Here is a 16,811-nt window from a genome sequence, read left to right on the forward strand (position 1 = left end):
GAATTGAAAAATGGTAATGTGGATGCAGTTATTAACGATGCACCTGTTACTTTATATGCAATTAAAAATGCTAACCTTTCAGGGATTAAAGTTGTCGGTCAATTGCTGACGGAAGAGTTTTACGGTATTGCTACGGCTAAAAATTCTCCTAATTTAGCTTCAATTAATCAGGGATTAGAGACAATTTTGGGTGACAATACATATGCTCAAATTTATAAAACGTGGTTTAATGCCGAACCGCCTAAATTGCCAGAGAAATCGCCCTTTGCCAACTAAAAAACTCAGATCTCGCAATTATGACTAATGCATTCGAGATTATTTTTCAGGCAATTCCCACTCTACTAGCTGGTGCTTTAGTCACGCTCCAATTAACAGCCTTTTCTGTTCTTTTGGGATTAGTTGGTGGTTCGTTAGTCGGAATTGCGCGACTTTCTCATATCGTCCCTTTGCGCTGGGTGACGAGGGCATATGTCGATTTTTTTCGAGGTACGCCGTTGTTAGTCCAAATCTTTATGATTTATTTTGGCTTACCCGCGATCGTTCAACAAATCGGGTTTGATTTTTCTCTGGATCGTTTAGCTGCAGCAGTGTTAGCTTTGAGTTTAAATAGCGCGGCATACATTGCTGAAATTGTTCGTGCAGGGATTCAATCAATTGAGTTAGGACAATCGGAAGCTGCTGAATCTTTGGGCTTAGATTCAGTCCAAACTATGCGCTATGTCATCTTTCCCCAAGCTTTCCGCCGCATGTTACCACCTTTAGGAAATGAGTTTATTACTTTACTTAAAGATACGAGTTTAGTAGCAGTAATTGGATTTGAAGAGTTGTTCCGCAAAGGACAGTTGATTGTTGCCACCAACTATCGCGCTTTTGAAATTTATGCAGCTGTAGCGATCGTCTATTTGTGTTTAACTCTGCTGTCTTCTCAAGGATTTTCTTGGTTAGAAAAGTGGCTTAACCCCGTGGCTCGGCAAAAGCAGCGATCGGCTAAGCTGAGTTAGGCAGAGTGTGTATCTACCTCTTCGCGCTGCGATACTTCCAAGGAGCAACAAATTTCGCATCGCTCCACACGCCTCGATTGTTTTCCTGTGCTTGGGTTGCGGCTCGTTCTACCACTGCGGCACTGGGACAATTCTTCAAGTAAGGTGTGTAGACTAATACCAATCCTTCCCGCGCCATAACTTCTTGGACGAGAGTACCGTCACCCAAACGAACTTCGCTCACTTTTCGTCCGTAGCGATCGCTGTCAGTAATTGTCAGATTAACGCGATCGCCTCCTTGATGAATCAACTTTTGTAATCGCTGCTGTGCCTGAAGTCCCCATTTAAATTGATCGACATCTACACGGCTTTGACTGTATCTTTCTTTTGCAGAATGGGGTATTTCCGGTGCGTCCACGCAAGCAAAGCGGACGCTAAACTCATCGCCCTTAGCGTTTACCACCCTGATAGTATCGCCGTCACTCACGCGCTTAACTGAATATGCAGCAGTACCATAGCGCGGCTGACATCCTGTTAAAAACAAAATGAAAATAATTGTGAATAAATACGGTAATAGTTTTTGGATGAGTTGCACTATTAATTGGTAATGGGTAGTTGGTAGTTGGTAGTTGGTCAGAAGTATTTTCACGCACCACTCTCTACTGATAACTTTGTAGAGATGTTACATGTAACGTCTCTACACTAATAACCGATCGCTGATAACTGATAACTGATAACTGATAACTGATGACCTTAGTAGTTGGTTTAATTAGCGGTACTTCTGTTGATGGCATAGATGCCGCTTTGGTAAATATTACAGGCAGAACTGAAGATATTCAGGTAGAACTGTTAGCGGCAAACACTTATCCTTATCCTACCGATTTGCGATCGCAAATTTTAGCAGCTTGTAAAGGTGAAGCCATCTCCGTACCTCAATTAGCAGCTTTAGATGATGCGATCGCGCTTTGTTTTGCTCAAGCTGCTCAAAATATCCAAGCCGGACATCCTGCCGCCGAATTAATTGGTTCCCACGGACAGACTGTTTTTCACAGACCACCTGCTTTAAGTCATAGAGACGTTGCACGCAACGTCTCTATGACTCAATATTCACTTGGCTACAGCCTGCAACTCGGACGCGGGGCTGCGATCGCGCAACTCACAAATACTCCAACAGTCAGTAATTTTCGGGCAGCAGATATTGCCACGGGAGGTCATGGAGCGCCTTTAGTGCCGAAAGTTGACGCTTACCTGCTCAGTCACCTTCATGAGGCGCGATGCGTCCAAAATCTCGGTGGAATTGGAAATTTAGCCTATCTTCCTCCCCGCAGTCATGTCAACTGGGAGGAGAAAGTGAGAGGTTGGGATACGGGACCAGCCAATACTTTATTAGATCTCGCAGTCCAGCACTTAACTGATGGCGTACAAACTTACGATCGCGATGGCAATTGGGCAGCTAGTGGTGCTCCTTGTCATCCTCTTGTAGAACAATGGCTCAATCAAGATTTCTTTCACCTACCACCGCCAAAATCGACAGGACGAGAGTTATTTGGCTGGGAATACTTACAACAATGTTTAGTTGATGCTCAAAATTACCAATTGAGTGCATCTGACTTGCTAGCGACTTTGACAGAATTCACTGTCGCGTCAATCGTGCATAGTTACCGGACATTTTTACCGCAAATGCCAGCACGAGTTCTTTTATGTGGCGGTGGTAGTCGAAATTTATATTTAAAGCAGCGATTGCAATTTCATTTAGAAGTACCAGTTATAACAACAGATGAAGCGGGATTGAATGCCGATTTCAAAGAAGCGATCGCATTTGCCGTTCTAGCCTACTGGCGACAACAAGGCATACCAGGCAACCTACCTCAAGTGACTGGAGCAAAGCAAGCAGTTTTGTTGGGTGAGGTAATTGGTAATTGGTAATTGGTAATTGGTCATTTGTCATTTGTCATTGGTTACTGGTCACTGATAACTGCTCCCTGCTCCCTGTTCACTGATAACTGATTTTGGGAAGAATACTAATGACAACTAGAGACCACAAATTTTTGCTGTGGCGGAACTTTAATTCATGCGAGATCCCAATCTCAACCGCATACTTGCTAACCGCTATCAACTTCAAGAGGTACTTGGAGCAGGGGCAATGGGTCAAGTCTATCTTGCCCACGATAAATTGTTAGGAGGAGTTCCCGTTGCTGTCAAATTACTGAGTATATCGATTCATAATAAAAAACTTCGCGTGCAAGAACGTTTTGAACAAGAAGCAAAAACCTGCGCGATCTTGGGTCAAAAAAGCATTCATATCGTCCGTGTCATGGATTATGGTGTTATAGAGGAGAATGGTACGCCGTTCTATGTGATGGAGTATTTAAAAGGGAAAAACATGAGCGATATGATTCGCAATTATGCTCTATCACTACCGAGATTTTTAAGTATCGGACGGCAAATTAGTCTTGGTCTAGAATGCGCCCACCAAGGAATTCCAGTTGATGGAAAAACTTATCCGATTATCCATCGAGATATTAAGCCAAGTAACGTTTTATTAATTCAAGATAATAGTTTGGGAGAATTAGCAAAACTGTTAGACTTTGGCATTGCTAAGTTACTCCAAGCAGATAGCAGTCAAACTCGATACTACATGGGAACGTTTGCTTATTCTTCTCCAGAACAAATGGAGGGTAGCGAACTTACCAATCGTTCTGATATCTATAGTTTAGGAGTCATGCTATTTGAGATGCTGACGGGCAATATCCCGATTCAAGCCAACACGGACTCATTTGGAGGTTGGTTTAAAGCCCACCACTATCAATCACCCCGTTCTTTTGAGACATCGGAACCAAAGTTTCCCATTCCGCCACAGGTGAAAGATTTGGTTATGAGCTGCTTGGCGAAAGCACCAAGCGATCGCCCGCAAAACGTCAGTGAAATTATCAAGGTTTTTACCCTTCTCGAACAGCCGCGCGATCGGTCTTTACCTTTAACGACTCAACCCATAACACCACAAACGCCAAGTAGCAGTATTGAGCCAGCGAATACAATTGTTGCACCACAGCAAGGTCAACTTACCACAGATGCTATTTGTCGGCTAACTCGTTGGCCGCAAAATAAACCGATCGCAGATATTGTTTTTCCTCAATCAATCCAAATTAACGGTGAAGAGAGTCCTGCTTTGTGGGTGATGTTATCTCAAACAGAAGTGAATAAACGTTTAGTTAATAGAACCTACAACCACTTCTTATTTATCACCTCACCTTCTCCCATGATGCTATGGATTACTGCTCTCCATCACCGTACTTATGGGACAAAATGGTTGACTTGCTATCTCGATTTAAAAAATAGTCAAAATCGAGACTTAATTCAATCAATCGGCATCAAGGGATACTATCGCGTCCTTCTATTTGCGCGTGAAACTCCACAATATGCTAGCTCTTGCTTATTAATTAATGTTGCCTCTAGTCAAGGAATACTGTTGCAACAATGGTATCTCCTCAGTCAATCTTCAAATATTAACGGTGATGCGCAGTTGAGTAAAAGTTTGCTTAAGCAGGAATACGAGAAGATCAAACCACAAATTTTAATGAAATTGGAAGCAAGTGTTTGATAGTCATTTGTCATTTGTCATTTGTCATTTGTCATTCGTGACTAGCTAGTGTTTTAACCTACGACTTACGAATTACGACTTACGACTTACGATTTATGGCTCACTTCTTTTGACATAGCAACAAACCAAACCAGTTTTTGGTGTCTGTCCAAGTTTGGAGTGGAATTAATCCTTGTGTTTGTAACTGTTGTTGTAGGGTTTTGAGGTTGAACTTACGAGAAATTTCAGTTCTGATTGTTTCTCGCTCGGCAAATTCTACTGTTAAATTAAGCGATCGCATCTGTACGGTTTGCGATCGCAAGCTTCTCAGATGCATTTCAATTTGATGTTCTGTTTCGTTATAAAAAGCCCAATGCTCGAAGTTTTGCAGCTCAAAATTGCTGTCATAGCGCCAGTTCAAGTGTTGCAACATATTGAGGTTAAATGCTGCCGTGACTCCTTGGCGATCGTTATAAGCTGCCTCTAAAACTGATTTTGGCTTTTGCAAATCTACACCCAATAAGAAATACTCTCCTACTTCAAGTGCTGCAAAAATCCGGGCGAAAAACTCATCAGATTCTGAAGGGGTCAAATTGCCTAAAGTACTACCAATAAAACAGATGGTGCGACTGGGTAAAAAAGTTGGCGCAAGTCGTTCTAGTGCAAGTTCGTAAGTACTGGCTAAAGCGCGAACTTTGAGCGTGGTATAGTCGGTTAAGAGTTGTTTAGCACTGCTCTCTAGTATTCCCGCGCTGACATCCACTGGAATGTAGTGTAGTGGGTATCCCAGTTTGTGATAAGCATCCAAGAGAATGCGCGTTTTAGTCGAGCTACCGCTACCCAATTCGACGAGTTCGCACGCACCTGTTAGCCGCGCAATTTCAGTCGCATATTTTTGCAGGATAGCTGTTTCGGTGCGCGTCAGATAGTACTCTGGTAGTTCGCAAATTTGCTCGAATAACTGCGAACCTCGGTCGTCGTAGAAGTATCGGGGTGGGAGGGTTTTAGGCGTTTGAGTTAATCCCGCGATCGCGTCTTTCCCTTCTGTGAGTCGGCTAGTCGCGATCGCTGCGGGATCGATGAGATTCTCTATCTGCAAGCGTTGCTCGATGGCACGGGGATAGATATTGCTTGCAGTTTCAAATATGGACACGCTCAACCTCCGTCAAATTCAAACATACCCGATCGCGATCGCCGATTTGCAATAGCCTGCGACCTTCAGAAGTAAAACACAAAGCCAATTAGCAAAAAATCATGCTGGAGTTAGATCAACTCAGCTACTACCAATTCCTTACGCATTTTCTCACAAATTTGTCATTGGTCATTTGTTATTCGTCATTTGTGAGAACTAATGACAAGTGACCAACTATCGATGACATGTTAATCTTTCGCACACCGAAACCCTGCCAAGATTTGTCGCACGCCTGGATGATACCAGTTGCGAAAACTCGTTCTTAGCGCCCAAGGACGAGTTGCCCAACTGCCACCTTTGAGAACTTGATGCTGTCCGTCAAAATAAACTTGGGAATAACCAGTGTAGGGATAACTGGCAAAACCTGCGTAGCCATCAAATACGCAAGCCGTCCATTCCCAAACATTGCCCAACATATCTTCACAACCATAGGCGCTGCGTCCGTTGGGATGAGCATTGACTGGTGTTGTTTGTGCGATCGCGTAGTTGTGATTGCACCGATCTAGGTTTGGCTCTATTTCTCCCCAAGGATAGGTGTGACGAAGACTATTTAATACATCCCAGCTAGCAGCTTTTTCCCACTCAGCTTCTGTAGGTAAGCGTTTGTCTGCAAATTTGGCATAAGCTTCGGCTTCATACCAACTGACACCACAAACGGGATGATTATCGTATTGCGGATCTTCTAACCAGTAAAGGGGTCGATCGATCTGTTCTTGTTGCAACCATTGCCAACCATTTTCCGACCACCACACCGGATTGTGATAGCCTCCCGCCTTCATAAACAGGCGATATTCAGCGCAAGTCACGGGATAGCGATCGATCCAGTAGGTATTTAAATAAACTTGATGTGCTGGACGCTCGTTATCTAAAGCGTCAATGGTATTATTCCCCTGCTCGAAATATCCAGCAGGGATTTCGAGCGTTTGATTTTGGTAATTGGTAATTGGTAATTGGTAATTGGTATTTTCTTCCCCAGCCTCCCCAACTCCCTCAACTCCCCCAACTCTCTTTTCCCTGCTCCCTGCACCGAAGCGCTCCCTGCTCCCTGATAACTGTAATAAGAACGCGATTGTCTCGCAGTGCTGGCTTTCGTGTTGTAGCATCCAGCGCCAGAGGCGTTCGTGTTGCTCTAAGTCTATTGTTTCTAGGATTTGTAAAACTTCTTGCCTGACTGTATCTAGATAGTGACGAATAACGGCTTTACCTGGCAACTTAACGCGATCGCATTTTGGTAAACCGTCAGCCATAAATAGGCGGCGGTGTTCGGGAAATAGCGGTGCTAGTCCCGCACTGCGTTCTCGCAGCCACAGGGATTCTGTGTAGGCAATATGACCGAAATGCCATCCTACAGGGCTAAAGTCGGGGTGTGCTTGAGCGCAGAAAATTTCCTCGTTTACTTGCTCGAATACAGCTAAAGTTCCTTGACGACACTGCTCGTACCATTCTCTTAGTTGGTGACGTTGCTGCTGCGGGCGATCGCTCGGTCTAAATTTGATGGAACTGGATTTCAAGGTCTTCTCCTACACTGACGATGCTATGTTCTGGCATAGAGTGCCAGTCACCTTTAAATAAAGGTTCGGAAGCAATGATGACTGCGGCTGGAAATGCTGGATCGTCTCGCAGCCAGTAGAGAGAGGGAGAGTTGCGATCGCTGGCAAAACGAGAAGCAATTAGACGCTTGCCGTCACTTATCAGCAAGTTGGCGGAAGCTCTAGTTTGATGGGACTTAGCCAATAGATCGAGATTGTTTATGGTAGCTGATAATGCTTGCTCTAAACTCATAGAGGGATTGGCTTGGACTTCATCTAGTAATAGCGCAAATATGTGTTCTGAGTCAGTACTGCCTTTAATTGCTTGGTAAGCAAAATCGCTGAGGCGATCGCGGATCGGACGATAGATGGTTTGGTGAAAATTCTCTACCCGCCCGTTGTGAATGCACAAAAGCTTTTGATTGTCAAACGGTTGGCAGTTACTTAAATCGACTGCTTGTCCCGGCGTAGCACTGCGGACGTAGGCAAGCACGCAGCCAGACTCGACATAACGACTCAAACTGGGCAGATTGACATCGTTCCAAATTGGTAGGACGCTTTTATAGGTGAACGGGTTAGTATCGCGCTGGGTATGATACCAGCCAACCCCACAACCATCTGCATTCAGCAATCCAGAATTCATTTCGCGGGGTTGATAGCTTTGGACGATCAGCGAGTGTTCTGGTTTGTACAGCAGTTTTTCTAGCGATACCATCCCACCCAGGTAGCCAAGTAAACGGCACATACTTTAGGTATTTATTTACACAGCTTTACATTTTAGCTTGCGATCGCCATTCGTGACATACGATCGGCTATTACTATTTGAGGTGAGGCTGATGGCAAACGCAATTATGGTCATTTTTCCCTATCGCTACCAGCAAACATGGGTATTTGACGATGAAACAGTAGGATTAGTTAAAGAACCATTTGTCAGTGGTATACCGGAAATGCTCGATATTTTGGTTAAAGACATTTCCCATCATGATGAAGGCTTCAGGCTATTATTTTCTGCTACTCCTTTTCCTAAATTTCAGGCAGAATTAATCTGGATAAAAGAAGAATTTGGCGGTCATTGGTATTGCTGGCAACAGCAAAATTTAGCAGGTTGGCTTTGTCCAGCTTTGTTTAAATATTTTACCGAACCACCGCAAAAGATTTATTGTAAAGCTGAGAGTTTATATACGTAGTAAAATGTAATTTCCTTCTGTCATCTGCCTAGATCTGTCCGCTATCAACTACTCTTAGTAAGCGTAAAACTCCAATTGTTAAAGGACTGGCAAGATGCCAGCCCCTCAAAATCTTCAAATGACCAATGACAAATGACTAACGACTATTTAGCAACTGCGTAACTTCTGCATGTGCTAACACAACAGCAGGTTCTTGCTGGAAAGCATTGTAGTATCTTCTAGCAAATTCATCGCCTGTTTCACATGGTGTTAATAGCGTGCGGATGTAAGTAGTCAACTCTTTGATAATACCTGGCGTAACTGGCTCATCTGCTTGCAACATTTCATCAATTTGCACGATTAATTCAGAGATGCGATGTAGCCAAGCAAATTGTTCGCGATCGATCGCTAATTGCAGCAGTTCTCCACTTGACACTCGCCCGCTAACTTGTTCGTAAGCAATGCGTTCGGTATCTAACAGTACGCGGTGTAAATAGAGTAATTTGTTACGCAAATCGCGCAGATATTGATGTCGATGTATTCGTTGTAGCAATTTGTGAGAAGTCAATGGAATCCATCCTCCCGTTACGATAGTCTTTAATCGTTGAAATTTTTGCTGCTGCGGTATTGATTACAGATGGAGTTTAACAGTTAACGGCTCTTGACAATATGCGTGCAAATCGCAACTTAGATTTGATGGGCAGGCGATCGCGACTCTTTTATTGTTAGCACTTTATCGTTAACACAGTTCCATCAACCCGTCTCCTAAACGTTCTACGTCCGAGCCTTGTGTCTTCGTGTCAGCGTTCTTTGTCGTGGTAAGTCGTTATCAGCATCATCATAATTGATGCCTCTTATATATGACTTATCTTATAGTAACATAAGATTAGATCTGTAGTAAAAGATGGGGAATTTACTACCTTATATACAGAAAACCGTATGTCATTAGCACACGCAATATTGGGCTTCCTCCTACAAGCAAAAAGGACAGGGTATGACTTGAAAACGAGCTGCTTCGATCGCTGTATGACTTACTTATGGTCTGCGGATCAGGCACAAATTTATCGAACCCTTGATAAACTAGTCGAGCAAGGATGGATTACCTATAAAGTTGAAATTCAGCGCGATCGCCCCAACCGTAAAGTTTACAGCGTCACTGAAGCAGGAATTGCCGAATTAACTCAGTGGCTACAAAGCCCTCAACCCATACCAACAGTAAGAGATCCACTACCAATTCAATTATTTTTTTCTGCCCATCTATCAAACGAAGCTACGATCCACTTATTAGAACGACAGCTAGCAGCACGACGCGAGAAGTTAGCGGAATGCGAACAAATAGAACTACCAACGTTGAGCAATCCTATAAACAACCGCGAACAGTTGATGCAACGACTAGTATTAGAGCTAGCAATTCGCAAAGAACAGACTTATATTGATTGGTTAAAGACAGCGATCGAGGTACTCACTCAAGACGCGCTCAATGGTTCACCGCCAGTAGCAATTCTCGATACACCCGCGTAAGATCTGCTATTTGATAATGAGCGTTTAACCCACTGGGATTAGGTAATACCCAAATCGTTGTGCCGGACGATAACTCAGCTTGTCTTCCCACGACAGCTTTGGGTTGATAAAATGCTGTCCGATAGGCGCTGATACCCAAAATAGCTAAAAATCGCGGCTGATATTGTTCGATCTTGACTGCTAACTGCTGTTGACCGAAGATCAATTCTTCAGCTTGTAACTCATCTGCCCTAGCCGTGGCGCGATCGACGATATTTGTCAAACCATAACCAAACTGTAACAGATCGCGGTCTTCAAACGGTGACAGTATCCGTTCTGTGTAACCCGCAGCGTGAAGCGATCGCCAAAAGCGATTTCCTGGGCGGGCAAAATGATGTCCGACAGCAGCACTATAGAGACTAGGATTAATCCCGCAAAACAAAACATTTAAATTTGGAGCAATAATATCTGGAACCGTGTGTCCGTATGCCGCTTGAATTTCTGCCGTGGTAGGTTTGCGCTGCACCATCTCCTCTTCTTTGCGCTTTTGCGTCTTTGCGCGACATAAAAAGGGCGAGTTTATTGAGATCTTCGTATGAGTATGAAGTTTTTTGGTGAACCTGCCCCTACGATACGATCTTCTGTGCGTGACATAAAATCGGATCTTTGACCCCAACGCGCTTTAACAATGCATCGTACCTTTACTCCTAGCATTACTCCACCCGTAGAACAATCCGTACCCGCTTGGTGGTTTGCCTTTGTAGGTAAAAAACTACTAGTACATCAAGAAGGAACAGCGAATCAAATCCCCCAACTCACTAGTTTAGAAGAGATTGGCTTAACTCCTATACGGACGCAATTTCTCGGTACGTTAGGCGATCGCCCCTGCTACTGTGCCGAACTTCCTCAAGATATATCTACACCCGCAGGCATGACATTACAAGGGCTGCGAGAATTATACGGCACGTTGGACGAAGATTTATTTATTTTGAGCGGTCGCGCCATTCAAATCGTCGAATGGAATCGCACTCATCAGTACTGTGGTTACTGCGCCACTCCTACCACCCAATTACCTTACGAACGGGCAAAACGTTGTCCTAACTGTGGTTTGGTTAATTATCCCCGCCTCTCACCTGCGGTTATCGTCCTCATCTCTCGCGGTGAGGAATTGTTATTAGCTCGCGCTCACGGATTTCCACCCAAGATGTACAGTATATTAGCTGGATTTGTCGAACCAGGCGAATCGCTAGAAGAAACGGTAGTGCGAGAAGTGCGCGAAGAAGTCGGGATTGAAGTGAAAGACATTCGCTATTTTGGTTCCCAACCTTGGCCTTTTCCCAATTCTCTGATGATTGGTTTTACAGCTACCTATGCTAGCGGTGAAATTGCGATCGAACCAGAAGAGTTAGTGGATGCTGGTTGGTTTAACAAGCATAATTTACCCCAAATTCCCCCAAAGTTGAGTATTGCTCGTAAATTAATCGATTGGTTTGTCTCGACTCACTGAAAATAACGATTTTGACTTTTGACTTTTGTACAGGCGGGTGTGGCAGATAGATTGGCAGCCAAAGCCCGTGAATATGTGAATATTTAGTCAAAACCCGCCCCTACAATTAACTTTTGCATCAACGTTAGACTAGGTAACTGGTAGCTTACCTATAACCCATGACTATTTTCACGCTGCGATCGGTTAAAAAAGACTTTGGCATCAAGGAAATCTTGAAAGATGCTAGCTTTAGCCTGGATGAAGGCGATAAAGTCGGGCTAATTGGGGTGAACGGTTCTGGTAAATCAACACTACTCAAGGCGATCGCCGGACTGGAACCAATAGATAGCGGTGAGATTTGGGTAAATTCGGGAGCTAAAATTGTCTACCTACCCCAACAGCCAAATTTAGATGAGAATCGTACTGTCTTAGAACAAGTGTTTGCCGATGGTGGCGAACAGATGGCGCTAGTGCGGGAATACGAAGAAATTTCCGATAAACTCGCGCACGGACAGGGCGATCTCGATAAACTCATGGCGCGTTTGTCGAAAGTTTCTCAGCAGATTGAAGCATTGGGAGCATGGGAAGTAGAAACTAATGCTAAAGTCATTCTTAGCAAGTTAGGAATTGAAGACTTTGATGCCAAAATTAGCAATCTTTCTGGGGGCTACCGCAAGCGAATCGCGCTAGCAGCAGCTTTACTGTCGGAACCAGATGTGTTGTTGATGGATGAACCGACAAACCATTTAGATGCATTATCTGTTGAGTGGTTGCAGAGTTATCTAACTCGGTTTCGCGGTGCGCTGTTACTCATCACTCACGATCGCTACTTTTTGGATCGGGTCACAAATCGCATTATCGAGATCGATCGCGGCGACCTTTATACTTATTCCGGTAGCTATGCTTATTATCTGGAAAAAAAGGCAGAGGCAGAAGAATCAGCCGTCAGCAGTCAGCGCAAACACGCTGGAGTATTACGGCGAGAGTTGGAATGGTTGAAACGAGGTCCAAAAGCCCGTAGCACTAAGCAAAAAGCTAGAATCGATCGCATCTACGAGATGCAGGCGCGGGAATTTAAGCAAGTGCAGGGTAAGGTAGAAATTTCTACTCCAGGTCGGCGGATTGGGAAAAAGGTAATTGAGTTAGAAAATATTAGCAAGTCTTACGGCGATCGCCTTCTCATCAAAGACTTTACATATACATTCAATCCCGAAGACCGCATTGGCATTATTGGCAGTAACGGCGCGGGAAAATCGACGCTGATGGATATTATTACCGGACGAGTACAGCCCGATTCCGGTACGGTGGAAATTGGTTCCACAATTCATATTGGTTATTTCGACCAACATTCTGAAGATTTGACGCTGAATGAAAACCAGCGAGTTATCGAATATCTCAAAGATGTAGCAGAGTTGGTTAAAACAGCCGATGGTAGCATCATTACGGCTTCCCAAATGTTGGAACGGTTTCTGTTTCCCCCCAACCAGCAATATGCACCCATCCACATGCTGTCTGGCGGAGAAAAGCGGCGGTTGTTTTTGTTGCGCGTGCTGATGAGTGCGCCCAACGTGTTGATTTTAGACGAACCGACAAACGATTTAGACGTACAAACGCTAGCGGTATTAGAAGAGTATCTAGAAGACTTTAACGGTTGCGCGATCGTGGTTTCCCACGATCGCTATTTTCTCGATCGCGCGGTGGAGACTATTTTTGCGCTCGAACCTGGTGGAACTTTGCGCCAATATCCAGGTAATTATTCGGTATATCTAGACTACAAGCAAGCGGAAGAGGAAGAAAAGTCAAAAATTGAGAGTCAAAAGCCAAAAGCTGAAAGTCGAACTCCAACCCCGACTCCCGACTCCCGACTCCCGACTCCCGCGTCCTCGCGCAAGCTATCTTTCAAAGAGAAACGGGAATATGAAACGCTAGAGACTCAAATTCCCGAGATGGAAGCGCAAAAGGAAGAGTTAGAAAAGATTTTCTACAACAACCCTCCCGGCGATTTTACTGAAATGCAGCAGTTGTCCGAGCAGTTAGCTCAATTAGTGCAAGCAATCGATATGGCGACCGAACGTTGGTTAGAACTGGCAGAACGTGAAAATGATTAACGGAGAGGGTGAGATTCGAACTCACGGTTCCTTTCGGAACATTCGATTTCAAGTCGAACGCAATCGACCACTCTGCCACCTCTCCAATTTAGCTACTAGCTGTTAGCTAGATATAAAAGCTAATAAATGATAGCACATTCTATTTTCTATGCAGGCTGCACGAGCTGACTTTGTTGCTGATAAAGGATTTGCTCTGATGCTATTCGATAATCTCGATCTACCCAAACGAGAGACACTTGAGAGACTATCCCAGATTGCAGATAGACTAAGGAAAAATTGCGCTGGCGATCGCTGCCATTTTCCACGATTCTAGGTACGCTAGCAGCATTGAGGTAAACTGTTTCGCGGGCAACATGAACTGGCTTACGCAAGTACTTTTGAGTGTGGCGTAGTTTATGGTGCATATGACCAAATGTGACCAAAGGAATCTGTTTTCCTGCGGCACGTGTTTGCGCGATCGCCTCTGTCAAATCTGGATCGCCAAAATCACCCCCCAAGGGTTGCCAGTCCTTGCCACAAGGGTCTTCAGGGCAATCTCCTAATCCTGACGGGCCGTTATGTCCGAGAAAAATGACGGTATCGTAGGTGGCGTTACGAGCTGCTGCTATAATGCGTGCGGTAGACTCCTCAAAGCTTGCTACGCCAAATCTTTCTTGATAGAAGTCTTCGTTTTTCCAGCTCGAACCGCCCCAAGTAAACGGACGGCTACCAACAACGGTTAAATTTAGTTTAGGAAAGTCTAGTTTGCCATAACCAACATGGGCTTCTCCTAATAAGTCTATTTGTTCTTGCACCCAGTCTTCTTTTTTTCGATCGTAAGGACACTTCTGGCGACCCCACGCAGTAGCGGTATACCAAGCGTCGTGGTTGCCAAACACTGCTGCTTTAGGAATGTCGAGATCGGCGATCGCTTTGACTACATCTACTGATTCATTGCCGTAGTCACCTACAAATAATGCAAGGTCGATGCCTAGTTTTTGCAATGTTGTGCCATCTGCTACTTCCCATTGGTCGTGAATATCACCGACAACTGCAATGACGGTTGTTTCATCCTGTTTGCTTTGACTGGTCATGCTTCATTCCCGATCTTCTTTATCCAGCATAGAAAAGCATGACGGCTTTTGGCACTGCCGTTAGGTGTTAGGAAAGATTTTGCCTCGACCAGCACCCAGTTTTGGTAAAAAATACTATAATTGCAAGAAGACCAGAAATTGTAAGTTTTATCTATTTGAATTGTGTTTACAACTGCGATCGTCCAAAATCATCCAATCCGTGAAATACCTGTAGACTTGTTTGCAGCAATTCAAGCTTTAAAACAAGAGCTGAACGCTGTGATTCTGGCACACTACTATCAAGAACCAGACATTCAAGACATTGCTGATTATATTGGTGACTCATTAGGGTTGGCTCAACAAGCTGCGAAGACTAATGCCGCAGTTATTGTCTTTGCTGGCGTTCACTTCATGGCAGAAACAGCCAAGATTCTCAATCCTAATAAACTCGTACTTTTGCCAGATTTAGCAGCAGGTTGTTCTTTAGCAGATAGTTGTCCTTCTCAAGAGTTTGCTGCTTTCAAAGCAGCACATCCAGACCACTTAGTTATTTCTTATATTAACTGTACTGCCGAAATTAAGGCGATGAGCGATATTATTTGTACCAGTTCTAATGCAGTGCAAATTGTACGCCAAATCCCTCTAGATAGACCAATTATTTTTGCTCCAGACCGCAATTTAGGGCGATATGTCATGCAACAAACTGGTCGAAATATGTTGCTGTGGCAAGGTAGCTGTATCGTCCATGAAACATTTTCAGAAAAGAAACTCGTTCAATTAAAAATTCAGCATCCAGTAGCGGAAGTTTTAGCTCACCCTGAATGCGAACCTCCTATCTTGCGCCATGCAGATTATGTTGGTTCTACAACAGCTTTGTTAAAATATTGTCAAAAGAGTTCTGCGAATTCTTTCATCGTCGCCACTGAAGCAGGGATTATTCATCAAATGCGGAAAGAAGCTCCTCATAAGAATTTTATTCCTGCACCACCAATAAATAGTAATTGTAATTGCAATGAATGCCCGTATATGCGATTGAATACTTTAGAAAAGCTTTATTTAGCAATGAAGAACCGCAGCCCAGAAATTGAATTATCAGAAGAAATCGCCACGGCTGCCTTAAATCCACTACAGCGTATGTTAGCAATGAGTACTAAGCAAATCTAAGTCTACGGTTAACATATGGTTGAAATATATAGCTCTTCCATATGAACTGAGTTTAATTTTTGAAAGCTACAAACTCAATATTAGTAGCAATGTATTTGAGGAAAGTGTTTTCAGTCAGCCACCGATCTAAGCTTTCAAAACTATGATGGTTAACGTAGGAAATACGATTTTTAGGTAGAAGTTGTCTATGCCAGAGATCGATGAGCTGGAACTGACTCTGGCTAAGGAGGTTTTTCACTAATTTTTTAGTATATAAGCGATCGTGATAAAAATTTCCCCGTAAATGTGCTAACCGTTGAGTCCAAGACAAGTAGTAGGGCAAGAAGAAACAAAAGAATAAGCCTTGTGGGCTGAGTACTCGCTGAATTTCATGTAAAGATGCAAGATCGTTTGAAACGTGTTCGAGGACACCAAAACTCAGGACGACATCAAAGGTAGCATCATTAAAGGGAAGTAAATAGGGATGTTCTAAAGAGACGACTGATATGGATGTGCGATCGATAATAGGCGCATCCTGACCAAATGCTGCACCACTAGTCACATCACAACTAGTTACCATAGCACCCATTTCACGTAGTAAAAAAGAAATGTGACCTTTACCGCATCCCCAATCTAGTACGCGCAAAGTTGTTAACTTAGTTTTGAACCAAGCTTCAGAACAAACTCGGACGTAGTTCGTCAAGTATAGATAAACATTGTGAGCAGCTGGATTTGTCAAAAAAGCATGACTTTCTGTATGCTTGACTATTTCAATCAACTGATGATTGAGTAACAGGCGCTGCTGAAACTGTGTCTTTCGGAGAGCTATCAAATTTTGCTTGCTCTGCATTAACTTTATCTATATCTATTTTTTAAAAATCTACTCTGTACCTTAGTATGTAATTTTAAGTAACACAAGACTTCACAATGTGTATCATAGCAAAAGCCTCGCTATTGAGAGCGAGGCTTTTGAGGAAAAATCGACCTGGCGCGGAGCTATTGTCCCGAGGGGCGACCCCCAGAGTATCGTCGCCGCAGTCGCGTTTCACACCTGAGTTCGGGATGGATTCAGAGT

General features: G+C 43.8%; 15 protein-coding genes, 1 tRNA gene and 1 pseudogene. 8 read left to right on the forward strand and 9 right to left on the reverse strand.

The window, feature by feature from the left end; genetic code table 11:
- Positions 1 to 1,001: pseudogene (locus ACRC32_RS29370) on the forward strand (ABC transporter substrate-binding protein/permease); the annotation flags it as partial.
- Between the two features lie 13 nt (positions 1,002 to 1,014).
- Here the strand turns inward: ACRC32_RS29370 and ACRC32_RS29375 are convergent.
- A complete protein-coding gene (locus ACRC32_RS29375) occupies positions 1,015 to 1,575 on the reverse strand; it encodes a thermonuclease family protein (RefSeq protein WP_438557308.1) in 561 nt (186 codons plus the stop codon).
- Between the two features lie 152 nt (positions 1,576 to 1,727).
- Between ACRC32_RS29375 and ACRC32_RS29380 the strand changes: the two genes are divergently transcribed.
- Both ACRC32_RS29380 and ACRC32_RS29385 read left to right on the forward strand, forming a co-directional pair.
- Complete coding sequence (locus ACRC32_RS29380) at positions 1,728 to 2,906, forward strand: anhydro-N-acetylmuramic acid kinase (RefSeq protein ID WP_438557294.1); 1,179 nt, start codon at positions 1,728 to 1,730, stop codon at positions 2,904 to 2,906.
- A gap of 145 nt (positions 2,907 to 3,051) precedes the next feature.
- Positions 3,052 to 4,581 carry a serine/threonine-protein kinase gene (locus tag ACRC32_RS29385; RefSeq protein WP_438557295.1) on the forward strand — a complete coding sequence of 510 codons (1,530 nt, stop codon included), beginning with the start codon at positions 3,052 to 3,054 and terminating at the stop codon, positions 4,579 to 4,581.
- Positions 4,582 to 4,681: 100 nt separating this feature from the next.
- Here the strand turns inward: ACRC32_RS29385 and egtD are convergent, their stop codons facing one another.
- From egtD to egtC, 3 genes are all read right to left on the reverse strand, one after another.
- Entirely contained in the window at positions 4,682 to 5,719 is a 1,038-nt protein-coding gene (gene egtD, locus ACRC32_RS29390) for an L-histidine N(alpha)-methyltransferase (RefSeq protein WP_438557296.1), read from the reverse strand.
- A 221-nt stretch (positions 5,720 to 5,940) separates the two neighbouring features.
- Entirely contained in the window at positions 5,941 to 7,263 is a 1,323-nt protein-coding gene (locus ACRC32_RS29395; RefSeq protein ID WP_438557297.1) for an SUMF1/EgtB/PvdO family nonheme iron enzyme, read from the reverse strand.
- The gene (gene egtC / locus ACRC32_RS29400) at positions 7,238 to 8,026 is read right to left on the reverse strand and encodes an ergothioneine biosynthesis protein EgtC (protein WP_438557298.1); all 789 of its coding nucleotides are present in this window, start codon (positions 8,024 to 8,026) and stop codon (positions 7,238 to 7,240) included. The genes ACRC32_RS29395 and egtC overlap by 26 nt, the downstream gene beginning before the upstream one ends.
- Positions 8,027 to 8,117: 91 nt before the next feature.
- On the opposite strand from egtC, the gene ACRC32_RS29405 reads away from it, so the two are divergent.
- On the forward strand, positions 8,118 to 8,468 hold the full coding sequence (locus ACRC32_RS29405; protein ID WP_438557299.1) for a DUF6717 family protein: 351 nt from the start codon (positions 8,118 to 8,120) through the stop codon (positions 8,466 to 8,468).
- A gap of 136 nt (positions 8,469 to 8,604) precedes the next feature.
- Here ACRC32_RS29405 and ACRC32_RS29410 read toward each other — a convergent pair whose 3' ends face one another.
- Positions 8,605 to 9,015: a hypothetical protein gene (locus ACRC32_RS29410; RefSeq protein WP_438557300.1), complete on the reverse strand. Its 411-nt coding sequence runs from the start codon at positions 9,013 to 9,015 to the stop codon at positions 8,605 to 8,607.
- Positions 9,016 to 9,386: 371 nt separating this feature from the next.
- Here ACRC32_RS29410 and ACRC32_RS29415 point away from each other — a divergent pair, with 371 nt between their 5' ends.
- A complete protein-coding gene (locus tag ACRC32_RS29415) occupies positions 9,387 to 9,968 on the forward strand; it encodes a PadR family transcriptional regulator (protein ID WP_438557301.1) in 582 nt (193 codons plus the stop codon).
- On the opposite strand, the gene mug is transcribed toward ACRC32_RS29415, so the two are convergent.
- Entirely contained in the window at positions 9,925 to 10,476 is a 552-nt protein-coding gene (gene mug / locus ACRC32_RS29420) for a G/U mismatch-specific DNA glycosylase (protein WP_438557302.1), read from the reverse strand. The genes ACRC32_RS29415 and mug overlap by 44 nt on opposite strands.
- 159 nt (positions 10,477 to 10,635) lie before the next feature.
- Between mug and nudC the strand changes: the two genes are divergently transcribed.
- Entirely contained in the window at positions 10,636 to 11,454 is an 819-nt protein-coding gene (gene nudC / locus ACRC32_RS29425) for an NAD(+) diphosphatase (protein WP_438557303.1), read from the forward strand.
- A 158-nt stretch (positions 11,455 to 11,612) separates the two neighbouring features.
- On the forward strand, positions 11,613 to 13,541 hold the full coding sequence (locus tag ACRC32_RS29430) for an ABC-F family ATP-binding cassette domain-containing protein (protein WP_438557304.1): 1,929 nt from the start codon (positions 11,613 to 11,615) through the stop codon (positions 13,539 to 13,541).
- Here the strand turns inward: ACRC32_RS29430 and ACRC32_RS29435 are convergent.
- A tRNA-Ser gene (locus tag ACRC32_RS29435) sits at positions 13,542 to 13,626 on the reverse strand. It lies immediately after the preceding gene.
- A gap of 61 nt (positions 13,627 to 13,687) precedes the next feature.
- Positions 13,688 to 14,614 (reverse strand): TIGR04168 family protein, encoded by a 927-nt coding sequence (locus ACRC32_RS29440; RefSeq protein WP_438557305.1) that lies wholly within the window; start codon positions 14,612 to 14,614, stop codon positions 13,688 to 13,690.
- A gap of 162 nt (positions 14,615 to 14,776) precedes the next feature.
- On the opposite strand from ACRC32_RS29440, the gene nadA reads away from it, so the two are divergent.
- Positions 14,777 to 15,757, forward strand: coding sequence for a quinolinate synthase NadA (gene nadA, locus ACRC32_RS29445; protein ID WP_438557306.1), 981 nt, complete (start codon positions 14,777 to 14,779; stop codon positions 15,755 to 15,757).
- A gap of 52 nt (positions 15,758 to 15,809) precedes the next feature.
- On the opposite strand, the gene ACRC32_RS29450 is transcribed toward nadA, so the two are convergent.
- The gene (locus ACRC32_RS29450; protein ID WP_438557307.1) at positions 15,810 to 16,586 is read right to left on the reverse strand and encodes a class I SAM-dependent methyltransferase; all 777 of its coding nucleotides are present in this window, start codon (positions 16,584 to 16,586) and stop codon (positions 15,810 to 15,812) included.
- Positions 16,587 to 16,811: the final 225 nt, after the last annotated feature.

The sequence above is a fragment of the Chroococcidiopsis sp. genome, assembly GCF_051657925.1.
Lineage (GTDB): Bacteria > Cyanobacteriota > Cyanobacteriia > Cyanobacteriales > Chroococcidiopsidaceae > Chroococcidiopsis.